Origin of the sequence: Bradyrhizobium sp. USDA 223 (genome assembly GCF_044909005.1) — a bacterium.
GTDB classification, from domain to species: domain Bacteria; phylum Pseudomonadota; class Alphaproteobacteria; order Rhizobiales; family Xanthobacteraceae; genus Bradyrhizobium; species Bradyrhizobium yuanmingense.
In genome coordinates, this window is record NZ_JBIYDR010000001.1 from 1 (window position 1) to 22,773 (window position 22,773).

A 22,773-nucleotide genomic window follows, 5' to 3' on the forward strand; every position below is an offset into this window, starting at 1 on the left:
CTGGTTCGACGCCGTGCTGGTCCGCCAGGCGGTCCGGACCTGCGGCATCAATGGCCTGGCGCTGACCAAGCTCGACATCCTCGACGGCTTCGATTCGATCGAGGTCTGCACCGGCTACAAGCTCGACGGCAAGGAGATCGACCATTTCCCGGCCGGCGAGGGCGCGCAAAGCCGGGTCGAGCCGATCTACGAGACCATCGAGGGCTGGAAGGAGCCGACCGCCAATGCGCGGTCCTGGGCCGACCTGCCGGCGCAGGCCATCAAATATGTCCGGCGGATCGAGGAATTGGTGGGATGTCCGGTCGCGCTGCTTTCCACCAGCCCGGAACGCGAAGATACTATCCTGGTGCAAAATCCGTTTGAGGCTTAACGATATCTTACCGGGACGCGCGTATAGTTGAGTAGAAATGGCTGATTACTATCCGCTGATCGCCCGCGCTATTGCCGCCCTGGACCCCAACGCTCCCGGCGAAAGCCGTCGCGCGCTCTATGAGCGGGCGCGCACGGCCCTGATCGCGCAACTGCGCAGTGTGCAGCCGCCGCTCTCCGAATCCGAGATCACCCGGGAACGGCTGTCGCTCGAGGAGGCGGTCCGCAAGGTCGAATCGGAGGCCGCCCAGCGAGCCCGCGAGGCCTCGCGTCCCGGTGGCGGCGCCCGCTCCGGCTCGAGCGGCGATGCCTTCCGCCGCGCCAGCACCCGTGCCACCGAGGGTAACCCGGCAGCAGTGCCGCCGCGCACGCGTCCGGCCCCGACTCCGCCGCGCGCCGACCGCCCGTCCTTCAATGTCGATGACCAGGGCGAGGCCCCGCGGCCGCCACGCGCACCCCGTTTCGACGCCCCGCGCCCACCTAGCCCCTCCGCCCCGCCGCCGCCGGAGCCGCCGGCCGGCCGCGATCGCCAGGGTGGGCGGCGTCCGCCCGAGGTCGGCCCCCCGCCGCCGCTGCCGTCCTCACCCGGCGTGCGCGGCTTCCGCGACATCACGGCCGACGCCAACGATCTCGGCGGTGCCGCCGCGCAGGCCAGCCGCGCCGCGCGCCGCACCTACGCCAACGTGCCCTCGCCCTCGCCGGAATTCGACCGGCTGGAGCCGAGCCTGGAAAACCGCGCCGGTGAGACCGAAGCGCCCTATTCCTATGACGAGTCGATCGAGGAGGCCGAGCGCTACACGCCGCAGCCGCCGTCGCCGCGTCCGCGCATCGCCCCCGATCGCGACGTCAAGAAGCGCGCCCGCACCGGCTCCGCCTTTCCGTTCAAGAGCGCGATTGCCGTCGGCATCGTGCTCATCCTGGTTGGTGCCGGCATCCTCTGGGGCAAGCAGCTGGTCCAGATCGTCAACGGCTTTCTCAAGCCGTCCGCGACGCAAGTTGCGGATACGCCGACGACCCCGGCGCAGCCGCAGAGCAAGCCCAAGATTCCCGATCGCGTCGGTCAGCCCTCGGCGGACCAGCCGGTCGCGCCGGTGGCGCAGAAGGTCGTGCTCTACGACGAGGATCCGTCCGATCCGAAGGGCAAGCAATATGTCGGCTCGGTGGTGTGGCGGCTCGAGCCGATCAAGGCCTCGGGCAACCAGAAGGCCGACGTCGCCGTGCGCGCCGACATCGAGATTCCCGACCGCAAGTTCAAGATGACGATGTCGTTCCGCCGCAACACCGATTCCTCGTTGCCGGCGAGCCACACGGCGGAACTGACCTTCATCCTGCCGCAGGATTTCCCCGGCGGCAGCGTCTCCAACGTGCCGGGCATCTTGATGAAGTCGAACGAGCAGGCCCGCGGCACGCCGCTCGCCGGCCTCGCGGTCAAGGTCACCGACGGGTTCTTCCTGGTCGGCCTCTCCAATGTCGACGCCGACCGCGCCCGCAACGTCCAGCTCCTGAAGGAGCGCTCCTGGTTCGACGTGCCGCTGGTCTACGCCAACCAGCGCCGCGCCATCATCGCCATCGAGAAGGGCGCCCCCGGCGAGCGCGCCTTCAACGACGCCTTCGCGCAGTGGGGCGACTGAGGTTCTTCTGTCATTCCGGGGCGCGGGTAGCGCGAACCCGGAATCCATTTCACCGCGTCACATGCCGCGCGATCGATTCCGGGCTCGTGCTTCGCACCCCCGGAATGACGTCCGAGAGGACTACTGCGCCGCGGCTTCCCGCTTGCGCGATGCCGCGGCGGCGGCGTGCTGGCGGTCCATCACGGCGCGGCAGCCGGGGCTGACCTGCGCCTTGTTCCGCACCATGCAGGCGGTGATCCGCGGGATGTCGGGAATCTCGCTGGAGCACAGCCGCATGGCGTCACCCGAGCACATCTGCTGTGCTTCTTGCGTGAAGGCGAGACTGGGCGAGGTCTGGAGAGCGAAGGTGGTGGCGACTGCGAAGAGCGAAGCGATGGTCTGAAGGCGTGTCATGTGGAATGGATCCCCGAGTTCCCTTAAGGCTTGAGCCGCTTGGTTTTGGGGCGCCGCACGCGGCTTGATCTGCCGCATGTCGCAGCCTTCACGTCGGGAGCTTCGATCCCGCGTGTGGTCGCTCGACTTCTTGATGCTCGAATCGAAAGTGCTGCGCCGCCCGAGCGAAGTATGCGCCATTGTCACGCGCCCGCAATGGCCGGCACAAAGGAATTCGCAATTGTTGCACGCCAGTCACGTCGCGCGATCAGATCAGCCGATCGGAGACGCTTGTTCCGCGTCGCTCGCGCCGAGAGCGGCGGCGTGCTCCTCGACAGCGGTCACGCCCTTGGGCGTCAGCTCGAACAGATCGCCGTCCTTCATCACGTAGCCGTCGGCGATCAATTGCCCCATCTTGCCCTGCCGGTCGTCGGCAAAGGCAACGGACTGGCTGATGTCCCGCAGGATCGAGAGTTCTTCGTCGTGCAACATGGCGTCACTCTCCGTTCGCGGGGTATGGGTTCGTCCTCACATGCCGTGGCTCTGAAACACCTTGCTGCAGGACTTCGACAGCTTGCCCCGGTTGGCTTGCAAGCAGCTCTGCACTGCCCCGTCATTGCCGAGGTCCTTGCGGCAGAAGCGCTGCGCATCGCGCGTGCAAGCCTGCCGCTCCTGTGGCGTGCCCATATGACCTTGGGCCAGCGCGGGTGCCGTCGGCAGGCTGCTCAGGGCCGCCAGCGCGATCGTCGCCAGAAAGAATTTGCGGGCCATCGGCGGCTCCAGTCTGCCAGGGGTTGAACTGCCAGGGTTGAATTCAGTCCAGCATGAACTCATCGCCTTGCCACTTGTTCCCCTTGAGGAGCCCGGCGCCCGCTGTTCAAGGTTCCCGCTGCGCTGCTATAACGCCTGCAGAGTGTGAGGTGCTTGATGAAACGCTATCTGGTATTTGCGCTGGTCGTCCCATTCATCGGCGGGTTCCTGCTGCTGCTGACGACGACCTACCAGTCCGGCTATTGGGCCCAGACCAACCTCGGCGAGGTCGGCAAGCTGTTCGCGGTGTTCTTCAAGACGCTCCAATACAGCTACCTGTTCGGGTTCTTGCCTGCGCTGATGATCGGCGCAGTCGATGACATCCTGATCCACATCCGCCGGATCGGGCCGGTCTTGCGGATGCTCCTGGTCGGCCTGTTCGCCTTCGCTCTGGCCTCGCTCACTCACAGCTCGCGCGGGCCGGATTCGGGCGCGGTGCAGATCATCCTGTACGGGCTCGTCGGTTTCGTGCCGGCGGTGATTTCATCCTGGCTGGTGCATCGCTACGTCGAGGAGCCGCAAGCCGTGCCGGTGCCGACCTGACGCGCGGCGTTCGGGCGCGGCCGCAACCTCCGCCGCGCTGGCGCGTTCACTGAAGGCCATGGCCATGCAAGACGACGACATCCTCGCTCCGCGCAAATCCCGTTCCGGGAGCGGCTCGCATGCGCGCTTCTCGCGCGACGAGGGGCGCGGCCCGATCATCGACCAGGACGGCCACGAGATCAGGCCGGAAAGCCTGGAGCACGGATTTCGCGAGTTTCGTTTCGAGTTCGGTCAAGGCAGCCCGTTCGGCAATCTGACGCGCGAGCAGCGGATCGCGCGGCTCGAGGCGATCGCCAAGCTGCTCGACGTCGCCTTCATCCTGCCCGGCACCAACATCCGCTACGGCATCGACGGGCTGATCGGATTGATTCCCGTCGTCGGCGACATCATCACCACCGCGATCTCGCTGTGGCTGGTGCGCGAAGCCCGCGCGCTGGGCGCGCCCTGGCACATCACGGCGCGCATGCTCGGCAATGTCGCGGTCGACGGCGTGGTTGGCCTGGTCCCGTTCGCGGGCGACGCCTTCGACGTCATGTTCCGCGCCAACACGCGCAACGTCCGCCTGCTCCAGCGCTGGCTGGAAAAGCAGCCGCGGATGTAGCCTGGCTGAGAGCGCTCGCCGCGAGTCCGACTGGTCGACAATGCGCTCCATCTCCCAGAGTCGTCATTGCGAGCGCAGCGAAGCAATCCAGAATCTTGCCGCGGAGGGACGCTGGATTGCTTCGCTGCGCTCGCAATGACGGATGAGAGATAGCGGGTGAGAAAGCCCCCAAAACACAAAAGGCGCGACGACCTTTCGGCCATCGCGCCTTCTGCGCACATCGAACTTGTTGCGAAAGCTTACGCCGCGTCGGCGTCGGTCTCCGCGGCCGGGGCCGGCTTGGGCCGGCGGGGCAGCGGGAAGGCATCGCTCTCGTACAGCGAGCGGATGCCGTTCTGGTCGAAGCGCGCTTCCTCGACCTGGAGATAGGCGCCGTTCAGCGAGTCCGTCGGCAACTGCTCCATCGCGAACTGCACGGCCTCGGCCGCAGTGCCGAACCGCCGATAGGTGAAGCCCGCGCGCTTCTTCTTGCGGATGGCGGCGGGGAAGAGCTCGGCGGAGGTGTTGAAGTTGAACGGACGCAGTGGACGCATGGTCAAAGACCTCGTGATCTTCTCTGGGGCTTTAAGCGCGTGGGGTTGGGGAGGGCAGGGGCCGCAATCGAGCGGGCCCGCCGCATGTCATTGTCGCTCTCTAATATAGGCCGATTTGACAAAAATGCGACCCCCGCGATGCGAGATGATGAATCAGCGCATGGCAGCCCCGCGGAGACGAAACTTATCGATATTTCAAAGGCTTATATGACTTAAACTTTGTCGAGAAGCAGCAGCACGACCAGGATCACCAGCACGACCCCGCCGATCCCGATACCGGAATGGCCAAGGCCATAGCCGTAGCCGCCGAACCGGCCGGACAGGCCGCCGACGAGATAGATGATCACCAGGATGATCAGGATGGTCCCAAGCGCCATGGCATCCTCCCTGGCGGCCACCGAAATGCGATGATCGGCGCACCGCCAGAGCAGAAAAGCACATCACGCCGCCGGGTTCCACGGGGGAACCCGGCGGCGGGCTTGGGTTATTTGGGCTCGAGCTTCAGGGCCGCGGAATTGATGCAGTAGCGCAGGCCGGTCGGCCCGGGGCCGTCGGGGAAGACGTGGCCGAGATGGCCGCTGCATTTGGAGCAGAGCACCTCGGTGCGGATCATGCCGTGGCTGGTGTCCCGCTCCTCGTCGATGTGGCTCTCGACTGCGGGTTGGGTGAAGCTCGGCCAGCCGCAGCCGGAATCGAACTTGGCATCCGACTCGAACAGCACATTGCCGCAGCCGGCGCAGACGTAGGTGCCGGCACGGTGGTCGTGCTCATATTCGCCCGAGAAGGGACGCTCGGTCGCCTTCTCGCGCAGCACGGCGTATTGCATTGGCGTCAGCTCGCGCCGCCACTGCTCTTCACTCTTGATGACCTTGTCGTCGGTCGTTTTCGTCTTGGTGTCGGGCATGGGTCTCCCGTTGCTTTGGTGATCTCGCGATCAGTTGGTCGCCTTGCCGGCATTAACCAGCGTCGGCTTCTCGATGTAATTATCCGCGAACAGCTTTTTCAGGTTCTCGACCTTCGGAATGTCGTTGAAGGCGATGTAGGGCTGGTTCGGGTGCAACGTCATATAGTCCTGGTGATAGGCCTCCGCCGGATAGAACGCCTCCAGCGCGCCGATCTTGGTCACGATCGGCTTGTTGAACACCTTGGCGCCGTTGAGCTGGGCGATATAGGCCTCCGCGACCTTCTTCTGCTCATCCGACGTGGTGAAGATGGCCGAGCGATATTGCGGGCCGACGTCGGGACCCTGGCGGTTGAGCTGGGTCGGGTCGTGCACCACCGAGAAGTAGATCTGGAGGATCTTGCCGTAGGAGATCTTCTTCGGGTCGTACTTGATCTCGACCACCTCGGCATGGCCGGAGCGGCCGCTCGACACGGTCTTGTAGTCGGCGGTCGCCTTGGTGCCGCCGGCATAGCCGGAGACCGCGTTGACCACGCCTGCGGTGTGCTGGAAGACGCCTTGCACGCCCCAGAAGCAGCCGCCGGCGAGCACGGCGGTCTGGACGCCGCTCGCGGGTGCCGCGTCCAATGTAGGGGCTGGGATCACGACCGCCTCCTCCGCGGCCCGCGACGGCATCACGAAAGCCAGCGTCAGGGCGGTGGTTGCGGCGAGCAGGGTGGCGAGGGCGGTTCGGCGCATGGCATCCTCTTTCGGAAGGGCTGACAGTCTAGGGCGTTCGGGACCGGGCGAACAGCCTGCCCGGCCGCGTTTTCGCATCATCCGAGATACGGGCCGTACCGCAGATTGTTACGCCGGGGCGGACACGAGACCGTGAGGACGCGGTCGGCGCGGCGACCGGCCGGCTTGGCGGGATGCGGAGACGCTGTCCATGGCCATCGACCTCGATCCCGGCAACGTCGTCGCGCTCAACCTGCGCGGCCTCGCCTATGAGCGGAGCGGGCAGGAGGATCTCGCGATGGCCGACTACAACCTCGCGCTCCGGAAACGCCCGGCCTATGGCGTTCCCTACAACAACCGCGGCGTCATCCACGCGCGCCGCGGCGCGCTGCAGAGCGCGATCGACGATTTCAGCCTGTCGATCAAGTACACGCCGAAATTCCTGCTCGCCTGGACCAATCGCGCCCGCGCGCGCACGCTGATGAAGGATTTCGACGGCGCCATCGCCGATTTCGCCGAGGCCGAGAAGATTGATGCGGCTGCGCCGCAGATCGCCGGCAACCGCTGCATCACCTACGGCATGACGGGCAAGTTCGACCGCGCCCTGGCCGATTGCAATGGCCTGATCGAGAAGCAGCCCAGGAACGCGCGTTCGTGATCAACAACCGCGCCGACGTCAACATGATGAAGGGCGATCTCGACGCGGCGCTGAAGGATTACAACACGGTCATCCAGATCAACCCGAACAATGTCCGCGCCCATTCCGGCCGCGGCCAGATCTACGAGCGCAGGAAGGATCTCGCGCAGGCCCGCGCCGATTATCGCGCCGCCGCCTATTCGCTGACGAGGTTCGACGAGACCGAGGTTGCGCGCGCCCGCGCCATCGCGCAGGAGCGGCTCGCCGCCCTGACGCCGAAGGAGGCGGCGAGCGCGACGACCGACCGTCGCGTCGCGCTGGTGGTCGGCAACGGGGCCTACAAGAACGTCCATGCGTTGCCCAATCCGCCGCGCGACTCGAAGCTGATCGCGGGCGTGCTGCGCGACCTCGGCTTCCAGACCGTGATGGACACCAGGGACCTCACCCGCGATGCGTTCTTCCAGACGCTGAAGGCCTTCGCCGAGGAAGCGGAAAAGGCCGATTGGGCCATGGTCTATTATGCCGGCCATGGTTTCGAGATCGGCGGGGTGAACTATCTCGTTCCGGTCGACGCCAAGCTCACCGCCGACAAGGACGCCGAGACCGAGGCCGTCGCGCTCGAGCAGGTGATCGCCGCGGTCGGGGCGGCGCGAAAAGTGCGTCTCGTCGTCCTCGATGCCTGCCGCGACAATCCGTTCGCGCCGGCCATGCAGCGCACGCTGTCGCTGAAGCTGGTCGAGAAGGGCTTTTCCAACATCGAGCCCGGTGCCGGCTTCATGGTCGTCTACGCCGCCAAGCACGGCCAGACCGCGATGGATGGCGATGGTAGCCCCAACAGCCCGTTCGCCACCGCGCTCGCGCGCGAGATCAAGCAGCCGCGCGTCGAGATCCGAAAATTGTTCGACATCGTCCGCGACGACGTCTGGGCCGCGACCCAGCACGCGCAGCAGCCGTTCACCTACGGCTCGCCGCCGGGGCGGGAAGATTTTTACTTCGTTGCGGGGAGGTGAGGAGGCTCGGGTTGTAGGGTGGGTTAGCCGAGTGATTGCGCGAAGCGCAATCACTCGGCGTAACCCACCACTTCTGTCGCCGCCGAAACTAAGGAGGTGGGTTACGCCTTCGGCTAACCCACCCTACGGCAGCGGCGCTCTAGACGACGATACTCAGCCGTTTAGCCGCCCGCGTGATGCCGGTATAGAGCCACCGTGCTCGCGAATCCTGAAACGCAAAACTCTCGTCGAACAGCACGACGTCGTCCCATTGCGAGCCCTGCGATTTGTGCACGGTCAGGACGTAGCCGTAGTCGAATTCGTCATAGGGCTTGCGCTGCTCCCAGGCGATCTGCTCGACCCCGCCCTCGAAGCAGTCCGCACGCACCGAGACCTTGGTCACCTTGTGGCCGAAATCCTCGTCCGGCGATAGCCGCATCGAGAGGATGCGCGATTTCGAGCGCGAGGTGTTGCGCGACTTGACGCGCCACAGGCCGCCATTGAACAGGCCCTTCTTGCGGTTGTTGCGCAGGCACACCAGCTTGTCGCCGGCGACCGGGAACTGGTCCTCGATATTCTGGCGCTGGCGTACCCGCATGTTGTAGGCGCGGCGGGTGTTGTTGCGGCCGACCAGGATCTGGTCGGCGCCCATGACGCGATCGGGATCGAGCTCCTTGCGCGAGACGACCTCGCTCTCGCCATAGCGACCGATGTCGAGCTCGCGGCCCTCGCGCACGTCCATCGACATCCGCACGATCGGATCGTCCTGGGCTTGGCGATGCACCTCGGTCAGCATCGCATCCGGCTCGGAATTGGTGAAGAAGCCGCCGCCCTGGATCGGGGGCAACTGCGCGGGATCGCCGAGCACCAGCAGCGGGCAGTCGAACGACATCAGGTCGCGCCCCAATTCGGCATCGACCATCGAGCATTCGTCGATCACGATCAGCTTCGCCTTCGAGGCCGGCGCATCGTCCCACAATTCGAAGCTCGGCTGCTCCTCGCCGGATTCGCGGGCGCGGTAGATCAGCGAATGGATGGTGGAGGCGCCGTCGCAGCCCTTGTTGCGCATGACGAGGGCCGCCTTGCCGGTGAAGGCGGCGAACTTCACCTCGCCGTCGACGCCCTCGGCGATGTGCCGCGCCAACGTGGTCTTGCCGGTGCCGGCAAAGCCGAACAGGCGGAACACCGGCGGCGTGCCGCCCCGTCCCGGCTTGGCCTTGAGCCAGTCGCCGACGGCCTTGAGCGCAGCATCCTGATGCGGGGTGAAAGTGGCCATGTCTGTCTTGAGGGAGCGGCGAATGAGGCGATTCGCCTTCCCTCAAACTAACCATTCGCCCCAACGGTTCAAGCGCAGGGCGATCGCATTTCAAGGCCGTTCTCGCGGCCATCCTTCGAGACGCCCGCCTTGGCGGGCCCTCAGGATGAGGACAGAGTGCGCGGCGGCAGTTTCGGCGGGCGCGATGCCGCTCAGCCTCATCCTGAGGAGGCTGCGAAGCAGCCGTCTCGAAGGACGAGGCGTTCACTCAGGCGTCGCCAAACCCTACTGCCAGCCGGGAACGCCGCGCATGTCGGGCAGCTGGTGAGCGATGCCCTTGTGGCAGTCGATGCAGGTCTTTTCCTTGGTGAAGAGGAAGCGCTGGTGCGCCACCGAGGCCCGCGGCGACTGCTTGGTGATGTCCATGGAATCGGCGCTATGGCAGTTGCGGCATTCCAGGGAATCATTGGCCTTGAAGCGCGCCCATTCGTGCGCGGCGAGCTCGAGCCGGTGGTCCTGGAATTTCTCGCGAGTGTCGATCGTGCCGAAGATCTTGCCCCAGACCTCCTTGGAGGCCTGCATCTTGCGCGCGATCTTGTCGGTCCAGTTGTGCGGCACGTGGCAGTCCGGGCAGGTCGCGCGCACGCCGGAGCGGTTGGTGAAGTGGACGGTCGACTTCAGCTCGGCGTAGACATTGTCCTTCATCTCGTGACAGCCGATGCAGAACTTCTCGGTGTTGGTGATTTCCAGCGCGGTGTTGAAGCCGCCCCAGAAGATCACGCCGGCAACGAAGCCGGCCAGCACCAGGGTGCCGAGCGCGAACACCGAGCTCGGGCGGGTCAGCACCTGCCAGAGCTCGAGCAGAAACGCCCAGCTGCGCGCGATGAATCCGCGCTTGGCGTTCAGCTCCGCGTTGGGATCGTCGGCAGTCGTCATCATCTGCGGCCACCCGGGCTTGCGCGCGACAGCAGCGTGTCGATGTCGGTGAAATCGTTGCTGACCGGCGGATTGGCGGTGTTCTGCGGCACGTGGCATTCGGTGCAGAAGAAGCGGCGCGGCGAGACCGAGGCCAGGAACTGGCCGTCGCGATCCATGAAATGCGTGATCGAGACCATCGGCGCCTGCGACTCGGCGGTGCGCGCCCGCGCATGGCAGGACAGGCACTTGTTGCCGTTGAGGTCGACCTGGTAGCCGTCGATATTGTGCGGGATGACGGGCGGCTGCTCCGGATAGTTGCGCACCTCCTTCTCGGAGGTGTTGCGGTTCGGCAGCATCGGCGGCGCCGGGCCCTCGTCGTTGAGCGGGGTCGGGCCGCGCAGGCCGGAGCTCACGGTCTGCGCCGTCAGCGAGCTCGTGCCCGCTGCGATCGCGAAGGCAAGCAGGATGATTGCGGATCGTTTCATCATGACATGTTCACCCGCTCGATGCGCACGGCGCATTTCTTGAAGTCGGTCTGCAGCGAGATCGGATCGGTGGCGTCGAGCGTCACCTTGTTGATCAGCTTCGATTCGTCGAACCACGGCACGAAGACGAGGCCGCGCGGCGGCCGGTCGCGGCCGCGCGTCTCGACGCGGGCGCGGATGAAGCCGCGGCGAGAGACCACCTTCACCTCGTCGCCGCGCCGGAGCTTCGCCTCCTGCGCATCGTCCGGATGCATGAAGCAGACCGCTTCGGGAAAGGCCTTGAACAGCTCGGGGACGCGGCGCGTCATGGTGCCGGAATGCCAGTGCTCCAGCACGCGGCCGGTCGAGAGCCAGTAGGGATATTCGTTGTCGGGTGATTCCGCCGGCGGCTCGTAGGGCAGCGCGAAGATGCGGGCCTTGCCGTCGGCATGGCCGTAGAACTGCACGTTGGTGCCCTGCTTGACGTAGGGATCGCTGCCTTCGCGGAAGCGCCACTTGGTCTCCTGGCCGTTGACGACGGGCCAGCGCAGGCCGCGCTCCCGGTGATAGGTGTCGAACGGCGCGAGGTCGTGGCCATGGCCGCGGCCGAATTGGGCGTACTCCTCGAACAGGCCCTTGTGGACGTAGAAGCCGAACGCCTTGGATTCGTCGTTGGCATAGCCCGGCTCGATATCGGTGACCGGGAATTTGTCGACCTGGCCATTCTTGTAGAGCACGTCGAACAGGGTCTTGCCGCGATATTCCGGCTTCTTGGCGATCAGCTCGGCGGGCCAGACCTCCTCGATTCTAAAGCGTTTGGAGAACTCCATGAGTTGCCAGAGATCCGACTTCGACTCGCCCGGCGCGGAGACGAGCTGGTGCCAGAACTGGGTGCGCCGCTCGGCATTGCCGTAGGCGCCTTCCTTCTCCACCCACATCGCAGTGGGCAGGATCAGATCGGCGGCGAGCGCCGTCACGGTTGGATACGCATCCGAGACCACGATGAAATTGTCGGGATTGCGGAAGCCTGGATAGATCTCCTCGTTGACATTGGGACCGGCCTGGAGATTGTTGTTGACCTGCACCCAATAGGCGTTGATCAGGCCGTCCTTCAGCATCCGGCTTTGCAGCACGGCGTGCGCGCCGGGCTTGTCGGGAATGGTGCCCTCGGGCAGCTGCCAGATCTGCTCGGTGTGGTCGCGATGCTTCTTGTTGGTCACCACCATGTCGGCGGGCAGGCGGTGCGAGAAGGTGCCGACCTCGCGCGCGGTGCCGCAGGCCGAAGGCTGGCCGGTCAGCGAGAACGGGCTGTTGCCGGGCGCGGAGATCTTCCCGGTCAAAAGGTGGATGTTGTAGACGAGGTTGTTGCACCAGACGCCGCGGGTGTGCTGGTTGAAGCCCATGGTCCAGAACGAGACCACCTTCGTGTTCGGGTCGGCGTAGAGTTCGGCGAGCGCCTCGAGACGGTTGAGCGGCACGCCCGACATTTGGGCGGCTTTCTCCAGCGTGTACTCCGACACGAACTTGGCGAATTCGTCATAGCTCATGTCGGTGGCGTCGTTGGGTTTCGCCGCGCCCGTCGCCTTCTTCTGCAGCGGATGCTCGGGCCGCAGGCCGTAGCCGATGTCGGTCTGGCCGCGCTTGAACACGGTATGCGCGGCAACGAAGTCCTTGTTGACGCGACCGGTCTTGATGATGTGGTTGGCGATGGCGTTGAGGATGTACAGGTCGGTGTGCGGCTTGAACACCATGCCGATATCGGCGAGGTCGAACGAGCGGTGCTCGAAGGTGGAGAGCACGGCGACGCGGACATGCGGTGCGGACAGCCGGCGGTCGGCGATGCGCGTCCACAGGATCGGATGCATCTCCGCCATGTTGGAGCCCCACAGCACGAAGGCATCGGTGGCCTCGATGTCGTCATAGCAGCCGGCCGGCTCGTCGATGCCGAAGGTGCGCATCATGCCGGCGACAGCCGAGGCCATGCAGTGCCGCGCATTGGGGTCGATGTTGTTGGTGCGGAAGCCGGCCTTGAACAGTTTTGAGGCCGCATAGCCTTCCCAGATCGTCCACTGGCCGGAGCCGAACATGGCGACGCCGTTGGGCCCGCGCTTTTTGATCGCCTCCTTCCACTTCAGCTCCATGATGTCGAAGGCTTCGGTCCAGGTGACGGGCGTGAACTCGCCGTTCTTGTCGTACTTGCCGCCCGTCTTGCGCAGCATCGGCTGCGTCAGGCGGTCGTGGCCGTACATGATCTTGGAGAGGAAGTAGCCCTTGACGCAGTTGAGGCCGCGATTGACCTCCGCCTTGATGTCGCCGTGGGTGGCGACGACGCGGTTGTCCTTGGTCGCGACCATCACCGAGCAGCCGGTGCCGCAGAAGCGGCAGGCGGCCTTGTCCCATTTCAATTCGCTCTCCTTCCGCTCGGCGGCGAGGTTCGCGGCGAGCGCTGGTGCCGGCAGGCCCGCGGCGGCCGCGGCGATCGCGGCAGCCTCGAGCTTGAGCATCTGGCGGCGGTCGAGCTTCGGCGATGTCATGATGGCTCTTCCTGACTCAGGCGGTTTCAATGGCGTGGAAGACGAGCGCTGCGGAATAGACGTTCGGCAGCGACTGGATGGTGTTGAGCATGGTGCCAAGGCTGCCGGCATCCGCCGCTTCAGCCACGACGACGAGCTTTCCGCGCGCGTCGCGGGCATGAATCTCGCAGCCGGGAAGCGCTGCGATCTCCGCTTCCAGTTCGGCAAGGCGCTCGGGCCGCGCCTGCACGATGATGCTGGCGATCTCGGCGCCCGGCGGCGCGATGACGCGGTCGGCGCTGAGCACCCGGCCGGTGATCAAGGCGCGGCGGTTGAGTGTGGCGTGAGCCATGATGCCTGTCTTTCGCTGGTTGCTGATCAATGCGGGGAGCGCGGCGGGCCGGGAGGGCCGGCGAACATCTGGTAGATCCAGACGCCGAGGCCGTAACTGCCGACGGTCCCGACCGCGAGCACGGGCATCACGATCGCGGTCAGGAACAGGAAGGCGAAGATCTCCATGCGCTTACGGCGCACGCGCGACGTCGTGTCGTCAGGGGCCGACATATTCGGTCTCTTGAATGCTGTGGGGAATCGTGACGGCATCCGGGCCGTCGCCTTGCTGCACTTTAGATACGTTCCACCCGACAACGCGTTGATTTGGATCAATGTCGGTTGGCTGCTTCTCGCTGCGCCGGAGGATGGATCGTCTCCCACGTGGCGGAATTGCGCATCCGTAGACAGCGTCGCCTCGCGCACTAAGATGCCGTTAACAACAATAAGCGGGAGAGCGACGCCTATGAAGTTCGGCATCTTCTACGAGCTACAGCTGCCGCGGCCCTGGGCGGCCGGTGACGAGCTCGCCCTCTATCAGAATGCGCTCTCGCAGATGGAGCTCGCCGACAAGCTCGGCTACGACCATGCCTGGGTGGTCGAGCATCACTTCCTCGAGGAATATTCGCACTCGCCCTCGCCGGAATCGTTCCTGGCTGCCGCAAGCCAGCGCACGAAGAACATCCGGCTCGGCCACGGCATCCTCCAGCTCACCACCAACCATCCGGCGCGCGTCGCCGAGCGTGTCGCGGTGCTGGATCTGCTCTCACCGAGCTCGAGCCGTTCGGCCGCGACATGGAGACCAAGAAGGAGGTGTTCGAGGAGGCGGTCGCGGCGATCTTCCCGATGTTTCGGGACGCCGGCTCAGAGCATCACGGCAAGTATTTCGACATCCCCTTGCGCAATGTCGTGCCGAAGCCGGTGCAGAAGCCGCACCCGCCGTTGTGGATGGCCTGCTCGCAGCTGCCGACCATCGAGCGCGCCGGCCGCCATGGCTTCGGCGCGCTCGGCTTCCAGTTCGTCAGCGCCGACGCCGCGCACGCCTGGGTGCACGCCTATTACAACGCCATCACCAAGCGCCTGCACAAGCTCGCCGACTACGAGATCAATCCGAACATGGCGCTGGTCTCGTTCTTCATGTGCGCCAAGACGGACGAGGAGGCGCGTGCCCGCGCCGACGGCGCCACCTTCTTCCAGTTCGCGCTGCGCTTCTACGGCGCTTCGCAGAGCCGCCAGCGCCCCGCGCCCTACACCGTCAACATGTGGGACGAGTACAACAAGTGGAAGCGCGACAATCCGCAAGCCCAGGAGGCGGCGCTGCGTGGCGGCCTGATCGGCTCACCCGAGACGATCCGCAAGAAGCTGAAGCGCTTCCAGTCCTCGCACATCGACCAGGTCATCCTGCTAAACCAGGCCGGCAAGAACAGCCACGAGCATATCTGCGAGTCGCTGGAGCTGTTCGGTCGCGAGGTGATGCCGGAGTTCCAGAACGATCCGGCGCAGGCGGCCTGGAAGCAGGGCGTGATGAGCGGCGAGATCGAGCTGGAAGAGATCGATACCGAGGCCTTCACCGATCGCTACGGCAAGCTGGCGATCAACGTGGCCCCCGCGAAGGCGGCGGCGGGGTAGCGTGTAAGCAACGACAGGTCCTGCTTCCTGGCGCTGAAGCCGGTGCGGTGAGCCGCGCAGGAGTGCGGCGTTTTGACCCGGAGCAGACCTTTCGAACCCTCTGCATCCAGCAATGGCTGGGCGCTCGACGTCGCTCTCCCTTGCGCTGCTTCACGCATATCGTCGTCCCAGCAAGCGCCCAAGCGGCGCGAGGAACGATTCAACACAGCGTGAGTTCGACCTCAAATCCAAGAAACAAAGCAAGAGGGTAACGCGATGACACGATCCGTGGAGGAGTTGAGACGGGAGTCCGAGCGTAGCCGCGCCGAGCTGGCGGCGACGGTCGGACGGTTGAAGGAGCAGATATCGGACACCGCCGAGGACATTCGCCACAAAGTCTCGCCGCAGCACATCAAATCCGAAGTCACCGAATACGTCAGCCATAAGACCCAGAGCTGGGTCGAAGGGCTCAAGCAACAGATCATGGACAACCCGATGCGCGCAGTCGCAGCGGGCGCCGCAGTGGGCGTTCCGTTGCTTCGGTTGGTGCGAGGTACGCCGTTGCCACTTCTCATGATCGGCGCAGGACTCGCCCTGACCTCGAAGACGGTGCGCGATCGTGCTGCAGACGTCACCGGCCCGGTCTTGGACAAAGCCGGGCACATGCTTGAGGGGGTGGCCGAGGGCGCACGGGCGATGCAGGGTGATGCCAAGGAGACGCTGTCCTCCGCGCAAAGCCGAACCGCTGGCATGGCTGATGACGCGCAGGAGAAGGCCGCCGGCATTGCCGCTGATCTGCGGGAGAGCGCGGCGCGTGCTGCCAGTTTTGCGAGTGAAAAGCTCAAGAGTGGCATGAATGCAACCAGGGATGCCGCCGCGAGCGCGCCTGACCAGGCCCGGCAGACCATTGGTGACAATGCTGCGCTCATCGGCGGCCTGGGCCTCGCGATCGGCGCCATCATTGCGGCTGCTCTTCCCGAGACCAAGGTCGAAGCTAAGGTTATGGGCCGGACGAGCGACGGGGTGAAGCAGGCTGCTGCCGCCGCGGCGCAATCCGGGTTCGAGGCCGCGAGAGACGCCACCACGTCGGCGGCCGATGCTGCGGCGCAAAGGGTCGCCGATGCTGATCTCGGCACCCATGCCAGCCGCATGACGCAGAACATGGCGGACACTCTGAAGGAGGCTGCGGACGACTTGGTCAAAGCTGCCTTTAGCCCCTCTCCATCCAACACCTGAAGGAAACCATCATGAGCGATTTGGACCCGCGCAACGTGACGCAGTTCGCAAAGAACCAGGACAAGGGCACCGCGAAGGACATGAAAGAGCAGATCGGCGATGCCGGAGCGGAGATGAAGCAGCGCGCCGGCGATGCGTTCCGGGCATCGGCCGACGTCGCGCGAGACAAGTTCGGCGAGGCCGCGGATGCAGCAAAGGGCGTTGCGGACGGAACCATGGACCAGATCCAGAGCCAGGCGCGCGAACAGCAGCGATCGGGCGCCGATTTCGTCGAGCGCCTCGCGGGCAACATCCGCGAGGCCGGCCGGGCTTTCGAGAGCGACGTACCGTTCGCCGCACGCGGCATCGGTTCGGCGGCGGACTATGTCGAGGATGCCGCCCGGAAGATCCGGGACGGAAGTTTCCGAGATCTTGTCGCAGGCGCGACCGATTTCGCCAAACGTCAGCCGGCCGCCTTTCTTGGCATATCGGTGCTGGCTGGCTTCGCGGCCGTTCGCTTCCTGAAGGCATCGGGCGGACAATCGTCATCCCAAGGGCAGCGCAACACCCCCGGCAGCACGTCGGGGAGCGGGCAAATGTCGGGTGGGAGCTCTTTTTCGGCGGGAGAGCAAAACTGGAATCGGGAGTCCGGGACCCGTAACCCCCATACGCAACAATCCTCATCCTTCCAGGGCAGCACGTTACCATGAGCATCGAGCGCGATATCAAAACCAGCAAAAGCGAGTTCAGGGAAATCTCGACGCTGCTCGGCGATGCCATGTCGCAGTTCGCCAAGCTGTTCCAGAACGAGATCGACCTGGCAAAGGCAGAACTTGGCGAGAAGCTCCAGAAGATCGGCGGCGCCGTCGGCTTGATCGTAGCCGGCGCCGTTCTGGTGATCCCGGCCATCGTCATGGCCTTATTCGCTCTATCCGCCGCATTGATCTCCGCAGGATGGTCGCAACCGCTGTCATATCTGACATCGGCGGTCATCGCTGCGGCCGTCGCCGCCGCGCTGGTCGCCATGGGCATGAACCGGCTTGATATGCGTCAGCTGGCTCCCCGCGAAACGATCGGCCAGCTGGAAAAAGACAAGGACACCGTGAAGGGAATGGTGCGATGAGCAGCACAAAGATCAGCTTTATCGACAATCTAGTAACGGCTGCCAGGGACAACCCGCTCGCCGCGGCGCTCATCGGAGGCGGCGCGCTTTGGCTGTTGGCCGGAGACCAGAGGCTGAAGACTGTGGCGCGTTCCGCCGCCGAGGCCGTCGAACCTGTTGCCGATATCGGGACGAGTGGTTTCAGGTCGGCAGCATCCGCGATCAAGCAGACCGTGGCGCCGCCGACCGCCCCCGAAATGGACAACGACGGCTCGCAACGGTTCGGGGAGACCCTGCGTGGCGCGACCGCCGCCGCTTCCGATACTGTGTCGCAGGCCGCCGAGGGCGTCCGGGATCGTTTCGACGAGGGCGTCGCCTTCGCGCAGGAGCAATTCAGCAAGCTGGGCAATGCGCTTCCGAACAAGGACACCATGACGAGTGCGAAGTCGTCACTGGCGGACATGCTGGAGCGGCAACCCCTCGTGCTGGGGGTCGTGGGCATCGCAATTGGTGCGGCCGTGGCGGGCGCGTTCCGCGCCTCCGAGATCGAGAACCAGTATATCGGAGACGTCAGCGACGACGTGAAGGCTGACCTGAACCGGCGCGCCGGTGCGGTCTCGCAGGCCCTGCGTGAAGCCTCGGACACGGTTGTCTCGGAAATCAGCGATACCGGCGCCGAAATTGTGGACCGAGTCAAGCAGGCCGGGATGGACGCCGCGGCAGCTGCCCGGGCCGAGGTGAAGGCTCCGTAATGAGGCGAGGGAGAGCGGGGTGCGTTGGCCACACCCCGCTCTGGTTGGGTGATCAGGCAGGTGGGTTGTCCTGAAGGCGAACCTAATCCCAGTATGGAATGGCCGGACGGGCGATCATCAGCCAGAAGATCATCAGCACGGCCGCGAAAGCCGGAAAGCCGAAGGCGAACCACCACCAGAAGAGACGGTGATAGCGGGCGGGCAGCTTGCCGTTGGTCGCGACCGCCGCGACGGCGAGATCGCGCATCTGCATCTGCATCCACACCACCGGCAGCCAGAAGGCGCCGATCACGAGATACAATGCAATCGACGCCGCCACCCAGCCGTCGCCGAGGGAATACCCGCTCGACCAGGTGAGCCATGTCCCGGTGATCGGCTGCAGGATCACGGCACTCGCCGTGAACAGGAAGTCGGCCAGCACCACCGTCCGCGCGACGCCCGCGATTTCGCGCGGGTCGCCGCGCAGATGCGCCACCAGCATGAAGAAGGCGATGCCGGCCCCGGTGCCGAGCAGCACGGCAGCACCGATGATGTGCGCCATCTTCACGAGGAAGTAGAGCATCAGCGATCCTCCCGGATCGCCATGGCGACCAGATTGAGCATGATCACCGGCCAGATCTTCAGCATCGGTCCCAGCGGATCGGCCCACAGCCGCGGCACCAGGACGGTGCCGATCACGGCATAGGTGAGCGAGATGATCAGTGCGGCCCAGAGTCCGTAGCGGCTCAGGGGTCGCCAGAGAATGGCGATGCCGATGACGATGTCGGCGAGCGCGCCCGCGGTGACGACGAGCGCCGCGACGTTCCCTTGCAGCCCGCCTTCAAGCAGCAACGACATGCCGATGTTCCAGCCCGCGCTCAGCGAGATGATGCCGGTGGCGATCCAGAACGCGCCGAAGACGCCAAAGATCAGCGGCTTGAGCGCATACAGCTGAGCAAACCAGCGTTCCTGCACCGACGCAGGCTCGCGTGCGAGCGCGACTTCGAGATGGCGCGATGGAGTGCCGGTCAATCGACGCCAGGGCTCGGGATCGCCGGTCGCACCGCGGCGCATTTCCGCCTGTGCCGTCGTGTTGATGGGCGTTGGCCATCCCAGCATCTGCGCAACGTCGCCCGCACGATAGGCAATTGAAGCCGCCCAGCGCGGCAGCTGCAGGCGATAGGCCGGGCGCCAGCGCAGCCAGGCGCGAAACAGCGCGACCGCATCGCTGAAGGCGATCCGCCGCGGGCCGGCCAGATCGACCGCGACCCGTGAAGGCGCGCCGGGCTGCAGGAAGAACAGCACGGTCTCAACGACGTCGTCGAGATGCACCGGTTGAATCGCCGCCGTGTCCGGCATGACCGGTAGAACCGGCAGCGCCGCCAGCCCGCGCAGCAGCGCGCTGCCGCCGTAGGCGGGCCGGCCGATTACGACGGAGGGTCGCAGGATGACCCAATCGAGGTCGCGTGCCATCAAGGCGGCTTCGCCCTCGCGCTTGGTGCGGGAAAAATCGCTGAGCGCATCATTGCTGCCGATTGCCGAGAACAGGATGACCCTGCGGACCCCGGCGGTCTCGCAGGCCGCATAGAGCGCCGCGCTGCCGGCGACATGAACGCCTTGCATGTCCTGTCCCTGCAGCGCACCCGCTGCATTGATCACGGCATCGACGCCGGCGAGAAGGCCCTTCCATTTCGACGCATCGGTGGTTCGGGCGACATCGAGCGTGATGTGGCGAGGATCGTGCGTCGCCGCGGGATGGCGCGACACCAAGATGCAGTCATGTCCTTCGGCGGACAGCCTGGCGTGGATCGCCGATCCGATAAGTCCTGTAGCCCCGACGAGAAGGATGCGCATCGACTGATCCTTCGATGGGCGGCCTGGGCAACGCCTTGATCAAGCCTTGAAGATACGGACCAATAAAGCGGGGCTGCAATCGTTCCTCGCGGGGGAACTGATGGGTTTGGCTGCAGGCAGAGAATCGGACACCTCGCCCCGCGCAGCTCCCTTGAAACTACTGGCGGATGATCGAAAGGGTACGGAGCGACGCAGCGGCGTGATCCGCGAATGCCCTCACAGCCGGTGTGGTGCGCCGGGAACCGGGAATGACGACTTGAACCGGTACGGCCGGCGGCTCATAGGCCGGAAGAAGACGCACGAGCTTGCCCGACGAAATCTCGGCTTCGACCTGATAGGATAAAAGTCGAGCGATGCCTTGGCCCGATGTCACGGCGGCAATGACCGTGTCGAGATCTGTCGTCATGAGGCGCGGCATCATGCGAACCGTGTGCAAGCGACCTCGATTCTGAAAACGCAGTTCGGTCGGCCCCGCAAATCCGGAAAAGAACACGACATCGTGCTTCGGTATGTCTCGCGGATGTCGAAGCTCAGGTTGCTTGCGCAAGTAGGAAGGGCTGGCCACCAGGACGCGACGGACCGACCCCACTGATCTGACGACGAGGCGCGAGTCGCGCGGCTGACCTATCCTGACCGCAACATCGATGCCTTCACTGATCAGGTCGAGCGATCTTTCACCCATGACGAGCTCGATACGGATCGCCGGATGAGCGTCAAGGAAGCTCGATACGATCGGAGCGACATGACGGCGTCCGAAGATGGTGGGAGCGGCTATTCGCAGGATACCGTGCAGCGGAGCCCCCTCCGTCTCGACAAGCCTGCTCATGACGGTCGAGTAGCCGTTGACCAGCTCGCGGGCGCGCTCAGCAAAGTGGCGTCCGGCATCCGTCGGTGCAAGACGGCGGGTTGTTCGCTCCACCAATCGTCTTCCGACCCTTTCCTCGAGGGCCGCAAGCGCGCGAGTGACCGCGGGAGGCGAACGCTTCAATCGCTTTGCTGCGCCTACCAGACTTCCAACTTCAACTATCGCGACGAATGTCGCAAGTTCATCGAGCCTGTCCATCGGATCATTCCCCGAAATGGAATTGTGACTTTCAGCATTAATTCTAGTGCAATTCAGGAGGTCGTAATAGGCTTCGAATGCGGTCGGCCGCGGAGGCGATCATGATCGCGGCAGCGCGAGAGGCCATAAAGGCTGATAACGCAGACGCGGCGCTCGCGTTCTTCAACGAGCATTAGTGCCCCGCCTTTGTTTCGCAACACGTTTCGAAAGGTGCCCTCATGCCCGCAGCATTGGAATTTCTGTTGTGGTGTGTCGCGCTCGCAACGTGGCTGATGCTTCTTTGCGCGGTGGTCAGTGAGCGCTTGAAGCGGCTCTCAAAGCTTTTCAGTCGTCTGCGCGAGATTGCTTTCAGGCACAGGGTGAAGTGACTCGGTGGGGCCATCGGATCAGCCTCATCTGAGAAAATCGCGACGATGCCGTCTCGAAGGGCGAGGCGCAGCGTGAGACCCGCCAATGGCGTCTGCAACAGCCGAGCGGCCCTGGGCGGCGGTGCTCGTGAGCGCTTCCGGTAAGATTCCGTTGCTGCTATCCTCTCGCAAAAGAACGTCTTGCGGAGGAATACGGTGCGCCCCAACGGGATAACCCTTGATCCGTCGGCCGGCGATATCACGCCCGCGGTGCTCGCCATCGGCCGCTCCGATTTTCCCGATGTGCTCATCGACACGCTGCGCCGGCAGGCCGATGTCGGCCATTGCATGGTGTTCGCGCTGAGCCGGGCCGGCGCGGCAAGCTGCCTGCTCGATGCCGGCAACATCCCGATCGGCGCCGATCTCGGCGCCGCCTATGCCGGCCAGTTTCACGAAACGGATCCCAACCGCGATGCGCTGTTCGAAGGCGAGGGCGGCGCGCCGATCATGCTGTCTCACTTCGCGCCGCGCATGTACGGCGCGCGCTACCGCAAGATCTTCTTCCAGGATTCCGGCATCGTCGACAAATGTGCGACCGCGATCTGGACCGGTGACACCTGCTTCTACGTCAACTTCTATCGGATCGCCGCGCAGGGCCGCTTCAGCGCCGCCCAGCGCGAGCGGCTCGGGGCGATCGCACCGGCGATCGCAGCCAGCGTCGCGCGCCATTTCCAGGAGAAGCCGACGTCCGATCTTGCGACCCTGTTCGCGACGCGCAAGCCGCTCTCCGCGCTCACCCCGCGCGAGCAGGAGGTCTGTCGCCGCATCCTCGCAGGCTTCAGCTCCGAGGCGATCTCGCAAGGACTCGGCATCAGCCTGCATTCGACCCTGACCTACCGCAAGCGCGCCTATGAGCGGCTGGGCATCTCCTCGCAGAGCGAGCTGTTTGCGATCGTGCTGCGCCTGCTGACGCGCCAGCTGAACTAAGGCGTCGGCACCCCTGCAGCGCTCGACGAGCGGCTTGCTATGCGGAAAGTCGGGAACGATAGGGCGCGGTGAGCAGCAGCATGAACAGCGCTCTCTCGGCCTGGTACTTTGCTGCGGGTCGACTGGCTTCCCGGCCCTGCATCACCACCGCGCCTTGAATGGTGCAGACGCTCCAGCTCCATCTCCTGCGCCTGCGCTGCGCCAGGGTCACTTCGAAAATCGGAAATTCCGGTCCCGCCATTGCCGCCGCTTCTCGCCAGACATCCAATTTGGGCGGAGTTGA

26 protein-coding genes and 2 pseudogenes are annotated in these 22,773 nt (G+C 65.0%); 11 read left to right on the forward strand and 17 right to left on the reverse strand.

Features of this window, described 5'->3' with window-relative positions:
- On the forward strand, positions 1-370 hold a 370-nt coding region (locus ABIA40_RS00005), incomplete at its 5' end, for an adenylosuccinate synthetase (protein ID WP_404538029.1).
- Positions 371-407: 37 nt separating this feature from the next.
- The gene (locus tag ABIA40_RS00010) at positions 408-2,000 is read left to right on the forward strand and encodes a hypothetical protein (protein WP_404538032.1); all 1,593 of its coding nucleotides are present in this window, start codon (positions 408-410) and stop codon (positions 1,998-2,000) included.
- A gap of 120 nt (positions 2,001-2,120) precedes the next feature.
- Here the strand turns inward: ABIA40_RS00010 and ABIA40_RS00015 are convergent, their stop codons facing one another.
- The 3 genes from ABIA40_RS00015 to ABIA40_RS00025 form a co-directional block, all read right to left on the reverse strand.
- Positions 2,121-2,393 (reverse strand): hypothetical protein, encoded by a 273-nt coding sequence (locus tag ABIA40_RS00015; RefSeq protein WP_035998968.1) that lies wholly within the window; start codon positions 2,391-2,393, stop codon positions 2,121-2,123.
- Between the two features lie 252 nt (positions 2,394-2,645).
- Positions 2,646-2,864, reverse strand: a complete 219-nt coding sequence (locus ABIA40_RS00020; protein WP_197963910.1) for a hypothetical protein — start codon at positions 2,862-2,864, stop codon at positions 2,646-2,648.
- Positions 2,865-2,900: 36 nt separating this feature from the next.
- Positions 2,901-3,143 carry a cysteine rich repeat-containing protein gene (locus ABIA40_RS00025; protein ID WP_157288099.1) on the reverse strand — a complete coding sequence of 81 codons (243 nt, stop codon included), beginning with the start codon at positions 3,141-3,143 and terminating at the stop codon, positions 2,901-2,903.
- A 156-nt stretch (positions 3,144-3,299) separates the two neighbouring features.
- Between ABIA40_RS00025 and ABIA40_RS00030 the strand changes: the two genes are divergently transcribed.
- On the forward strand, positions 3,300-3,725 hold the full coding sequence (locus ABIA40_RS00030) for a DUF5413 family protein (RefSeq protein ID WP_271541259.1): 426 nt from the start codon (positions 3,300-3,302) through the stop codon (positions 3,723-3,725).
- A gap of 58 nt (positions 3,726-3,783) precedes the next feature.
- A complete protein-coding gene (locus tag ABIA40_RS00035) occupies positions 3,784-4,326 on the forward strand; it encodes a DUF4112 domain-containing protein (protein WP_404538037.1) in 543 nt (180 codons plus the stop codon).
- 239 nt (positions 4,327-4,565) lie between these two features.
- On the opposite strand, the gene ABIA40_RS00040 is transcribed toward ABIA40_RS00035, so the two are convergent.
- The 4 genes from ABIA40_RS00040 to msrA form a co-directional block, all read right to left on the reverse strand.
- On the reverse strand, positions 4,566-4,859 hold the full coding sequence (locus tag ABIA40_RS00040; RefSeq protein ID WP_024337713.1) for a hypothetical protein: 294 nt from the start codon (positions 4,857-4,859) through the stop codon (positions 4,566-4,568).
- A 212-nt stretch (positions 4,860-5,071) separates the two neighbouring features.
- Entirely contained in the window at positions 5,072-5,236 is a 165-nt protein-coding gene (locus ABIA40_RS00045; protein WP_271541263.1) for a DUF3309 family protein, read from the reverse strand.
- Positions 5,237-5,343: 107 nt separating this feature from the next.
- Positions 5,344-5,763: a peptide-methionine (R)-S-oxide reductase MsrB gene (gene msrB / locus ABIA40_RS00050; RefSeq protein WP_271541266.1), complete on the reverse strand. Its 420-nt coding sequence runs from the start codon at positions 5,761-5,763 to the stop codon at positions 5,344-5,346.
- A gap of 30 nt (positions 5,764-5,793) precedes the next feature.
- Positions 5,794-6,498, reverse strand: coding sequence for a peptide-methionine (S)-S-oxide reductase MsrA (gene msrA / locus ABIA40_RS00055; RefSeq protein ID WP_157287406.1), 705 nt, complete (start codon positions 6,496-6,498; stop codon positions 5,794-5,796).
- A gap of 178 nt (positions 6,499-6,676) precedes the next feature.
- On the opposite strand from msrA, the pseudogene ABIA40_RS00060 reads away from it, so the two are divergent.
- Positions 6,677-8,124: pseudogene (locus ABIA40_RS00060) on the forward strand (caspase family protein); the annotation flags it as partial.
- A 139-nt stretch (positions 8,125-8,263) separates the two neighbouring features.
- On the opposite strand, the gene ABIA40_RS00065 reads toward ABIA40_RS00060, so the two are convergent.
- From ABIA40_RS00065 to napE, 6 genes are all read right to left on the reverse strand, one after another.
- Positions 8,264-9,379 carry an ATP-dependent RecD-like DNA helicase gene (locus ABIA40_RS00065; RefSeq protein ID WP_157287405.1) on the reverse strand — a complete coding sequence of 372 codons (1,116 nt, stop codon included), beginning with the start codon at positions 9,377-9,379 and terminating at the stop codon, positions 8,264-8,266.
- 264 nt (positions 9,380-9,643) lie between these two features.
- A complete protein-coding gene (locus ABIA40_RS00070) occupies positions 9,644-10,297 on the reverse strand; it encodes a NapC/NirT family cytochrome c (protein WP_404538043.1) in 654 nt (217 codons plus the stop codon).
- Entirely contained in the window at positions 10,294-10,764 is a 471-nt protein-coding gene (locus ABIA40_RS00075; protein ID WP_036022095.1) for a nitrate reductase cytochrome c-type subunit, read from the reverse strand. Before ABIA40_RS00075 ends, ABIA40_RS00070 begins: the two co-directional genes overlap by 4 nt.
- Complete coding sequence (gene napA / locus ABIA40_RS00080) at positions 10,761-13,274, reverse strand: nitrate reductase catalytic subunit NapA (protein ID WP_404538044.1); 2,514 nt, start codon at positions 13,272-13,274, stop codon at positions 10,761-10,763. The genes ABIA40_RS00075 and napA overlap by 4 nt, the downstream gene beginning before the upstream one ends.
- Before the next feature lie 16 nt (positions 13,275-13,290).
- Positions 13,291-13,605, reverse strand: a complete 315-nt coding sequence (locus tag ABIA40_RS00085; protein ID WP_157287402.1) for a chaperone NapD — start codon at positions 13,603-13,605, stop codon at positions 13,291-13,293.
- Between the two features lie 26 nt (positions 13,606-13,631).
- The gene (napE, locus tag ABIA40_RS00090; protein WP_404538048.1) at positions 13,632-13,817 is read right to left on the reverse strand and encodes a periplasmic nitrate reductase, NapE protein; all 186 of its coding nucleotides are present in this window, start codon (positions 13,815-13,817) and stop codon (positions 13,632-13,634) included.
- A 232-nt stretch (positions 13,818-14,049) separates the two neighbouring features.
- On the opposite strand from napE, the pseudogene ABIA40_RS00095 reads away from it, so the two are divergent.
- The 5 genes and pseudogenes from ABIA40_RS00095 (at position 14,050) to ABIA40_RS00115 (ending at position 18,260) form a co-directional block, all read left to right on the forward strand.
- Positions 14,050-15,212: pseudogene (locus ABIA40_RS00095) on the forward strand (LLM class flavin-dependent oxidoreductase).
- A 255-nt stretch (positions 15,213-15,467) separates the two neighbouring features.
- Complete coding sequence (locus tag ABIA40_RS00100) at positions 15,468-16,427, forward strand: DUF3618 domain-containing protein (protein WP_404538051.1); 960 nt, start codon at positions 15,468-15,470, stop codon at positions 16,425-16,427.
- Positions 16,428-16,438: 11 nt separating this feature from the next.
- Entirely contained in the window at positions 16,439-17,116 is a 678-nt protein-coding gene (locus ABIA40_RS00105) for a hypothetical protein (RefSeq protein ID WP_271541287.1), read from the forward strand.
- A complete protein-coding gene (locus ABIA40_RS00110) occupies positions 17,113-17,529 on the forward strand; it encodes a phage holin family protein (RefSeq protein ID WP_157287398.1) in 417 nt (138 codons plus the stop codon). The genes ABIA40_RS00105 and ABIA40_RS00110 overlap by 4 nt, the downstream gene beginning before the upstream one ends.
- Positions 17,526-18,260 carry a hypothetical protein gene (locus ABIA40_RS00115; protein ID WP_157287397.1) on the forward strand — a complete coding sequence of 245 codons (735 nt, stop codon included), beginning with the start codon at positions 17,526-17,528 and terminating at the stop codon, positions 18,258-18,260. The genes ABIA40_RS00110 and ABIA40_RS00115 overlap by 4 nt, the downstream gene beginning before the upstream one ends.
- An 82-nt stretch (positions 18,261-18,342) precedes the next feature.
- Here ABIA40_RS00115 and ABIA40_RS00120 read toward each other — a convergent pair whose 3' ends face one another.
- From ABIA40_RS00120 to ABIA40_RS00130, 3 genes are all read right to left on the reverse strand, one after another.
- Positions 18,343-18,822 carry a DUF2269 family protein gene (locus tag ABIA40_RS00120; RefSeq protein WP_404538054.1) on the reverse strand — a complete coding sequence of 160 codons (480 nt, stop codon included), beginning with the start codon at positions 18,820-18,822 and terminating at the stop codon, positions 18,343-18,345.
- Positions 18,822-20,093, reverse strand: coding sequence for an SDR family oxidoreductase (locus tag ABIA40_RS00125; protein WP_404538057.1), 1,272 nt, complete (start codon positions 20,091-20,093; stop codon positions 18,822-18,824). Before ABIA40_RS00125 ends, ABIA40_RS00120 begins: the two co-directional genes overlap by 1 nt.
- Before the next feature lie 157 nt (positions 20,094-20,250).
- Entirely contained in the window at positions 20,251-21,156 is a 906-nt protein-coding gene (locus ABIA40_RS00130; RefSeq protein WP_404538060.1) for a LysR family transcriptional regulator, read from the reverse strand.
- Positions 21,157-21,719: 563 nt separating this feature from the next.
- On the opposite strand from ABIA40_RS00130, the gene ABIA40_RS00135 reads away from it, so the two are divergent.
- The gene (locus tag ABIA40_RS00135) at positions 21,720-22,490 is read left to right on the forward strand and encodes a helix-turn-helix transcriptional regulator (protein ID WP_404538062.1); all 771 of its coding nucleotides are present in this window, start codon (positions 21,720-21,722) and stop codon (positions 22,488-22,490) included.
- Positions 22,491-22,527: 37 nt separating this feature from the next.
- Here the strand turns inward: ABIA40_RS00135 and ABIA40_RS00140 are convergent, their stop codons facing one another.
- On the reverse strand, positions 22,528-22,731 hold the full coding sequence (locus ABIA40_RS00140; RefSeq protein WP_404538065.1) for a hypothetical protein: 204 nt from the start codon (positions 22,729-22,731) through the stop codon (positions 22,528-22,530).
- Between the last annotated feature and the right edge of the window lie 42 nt (positions 22,732-22,773).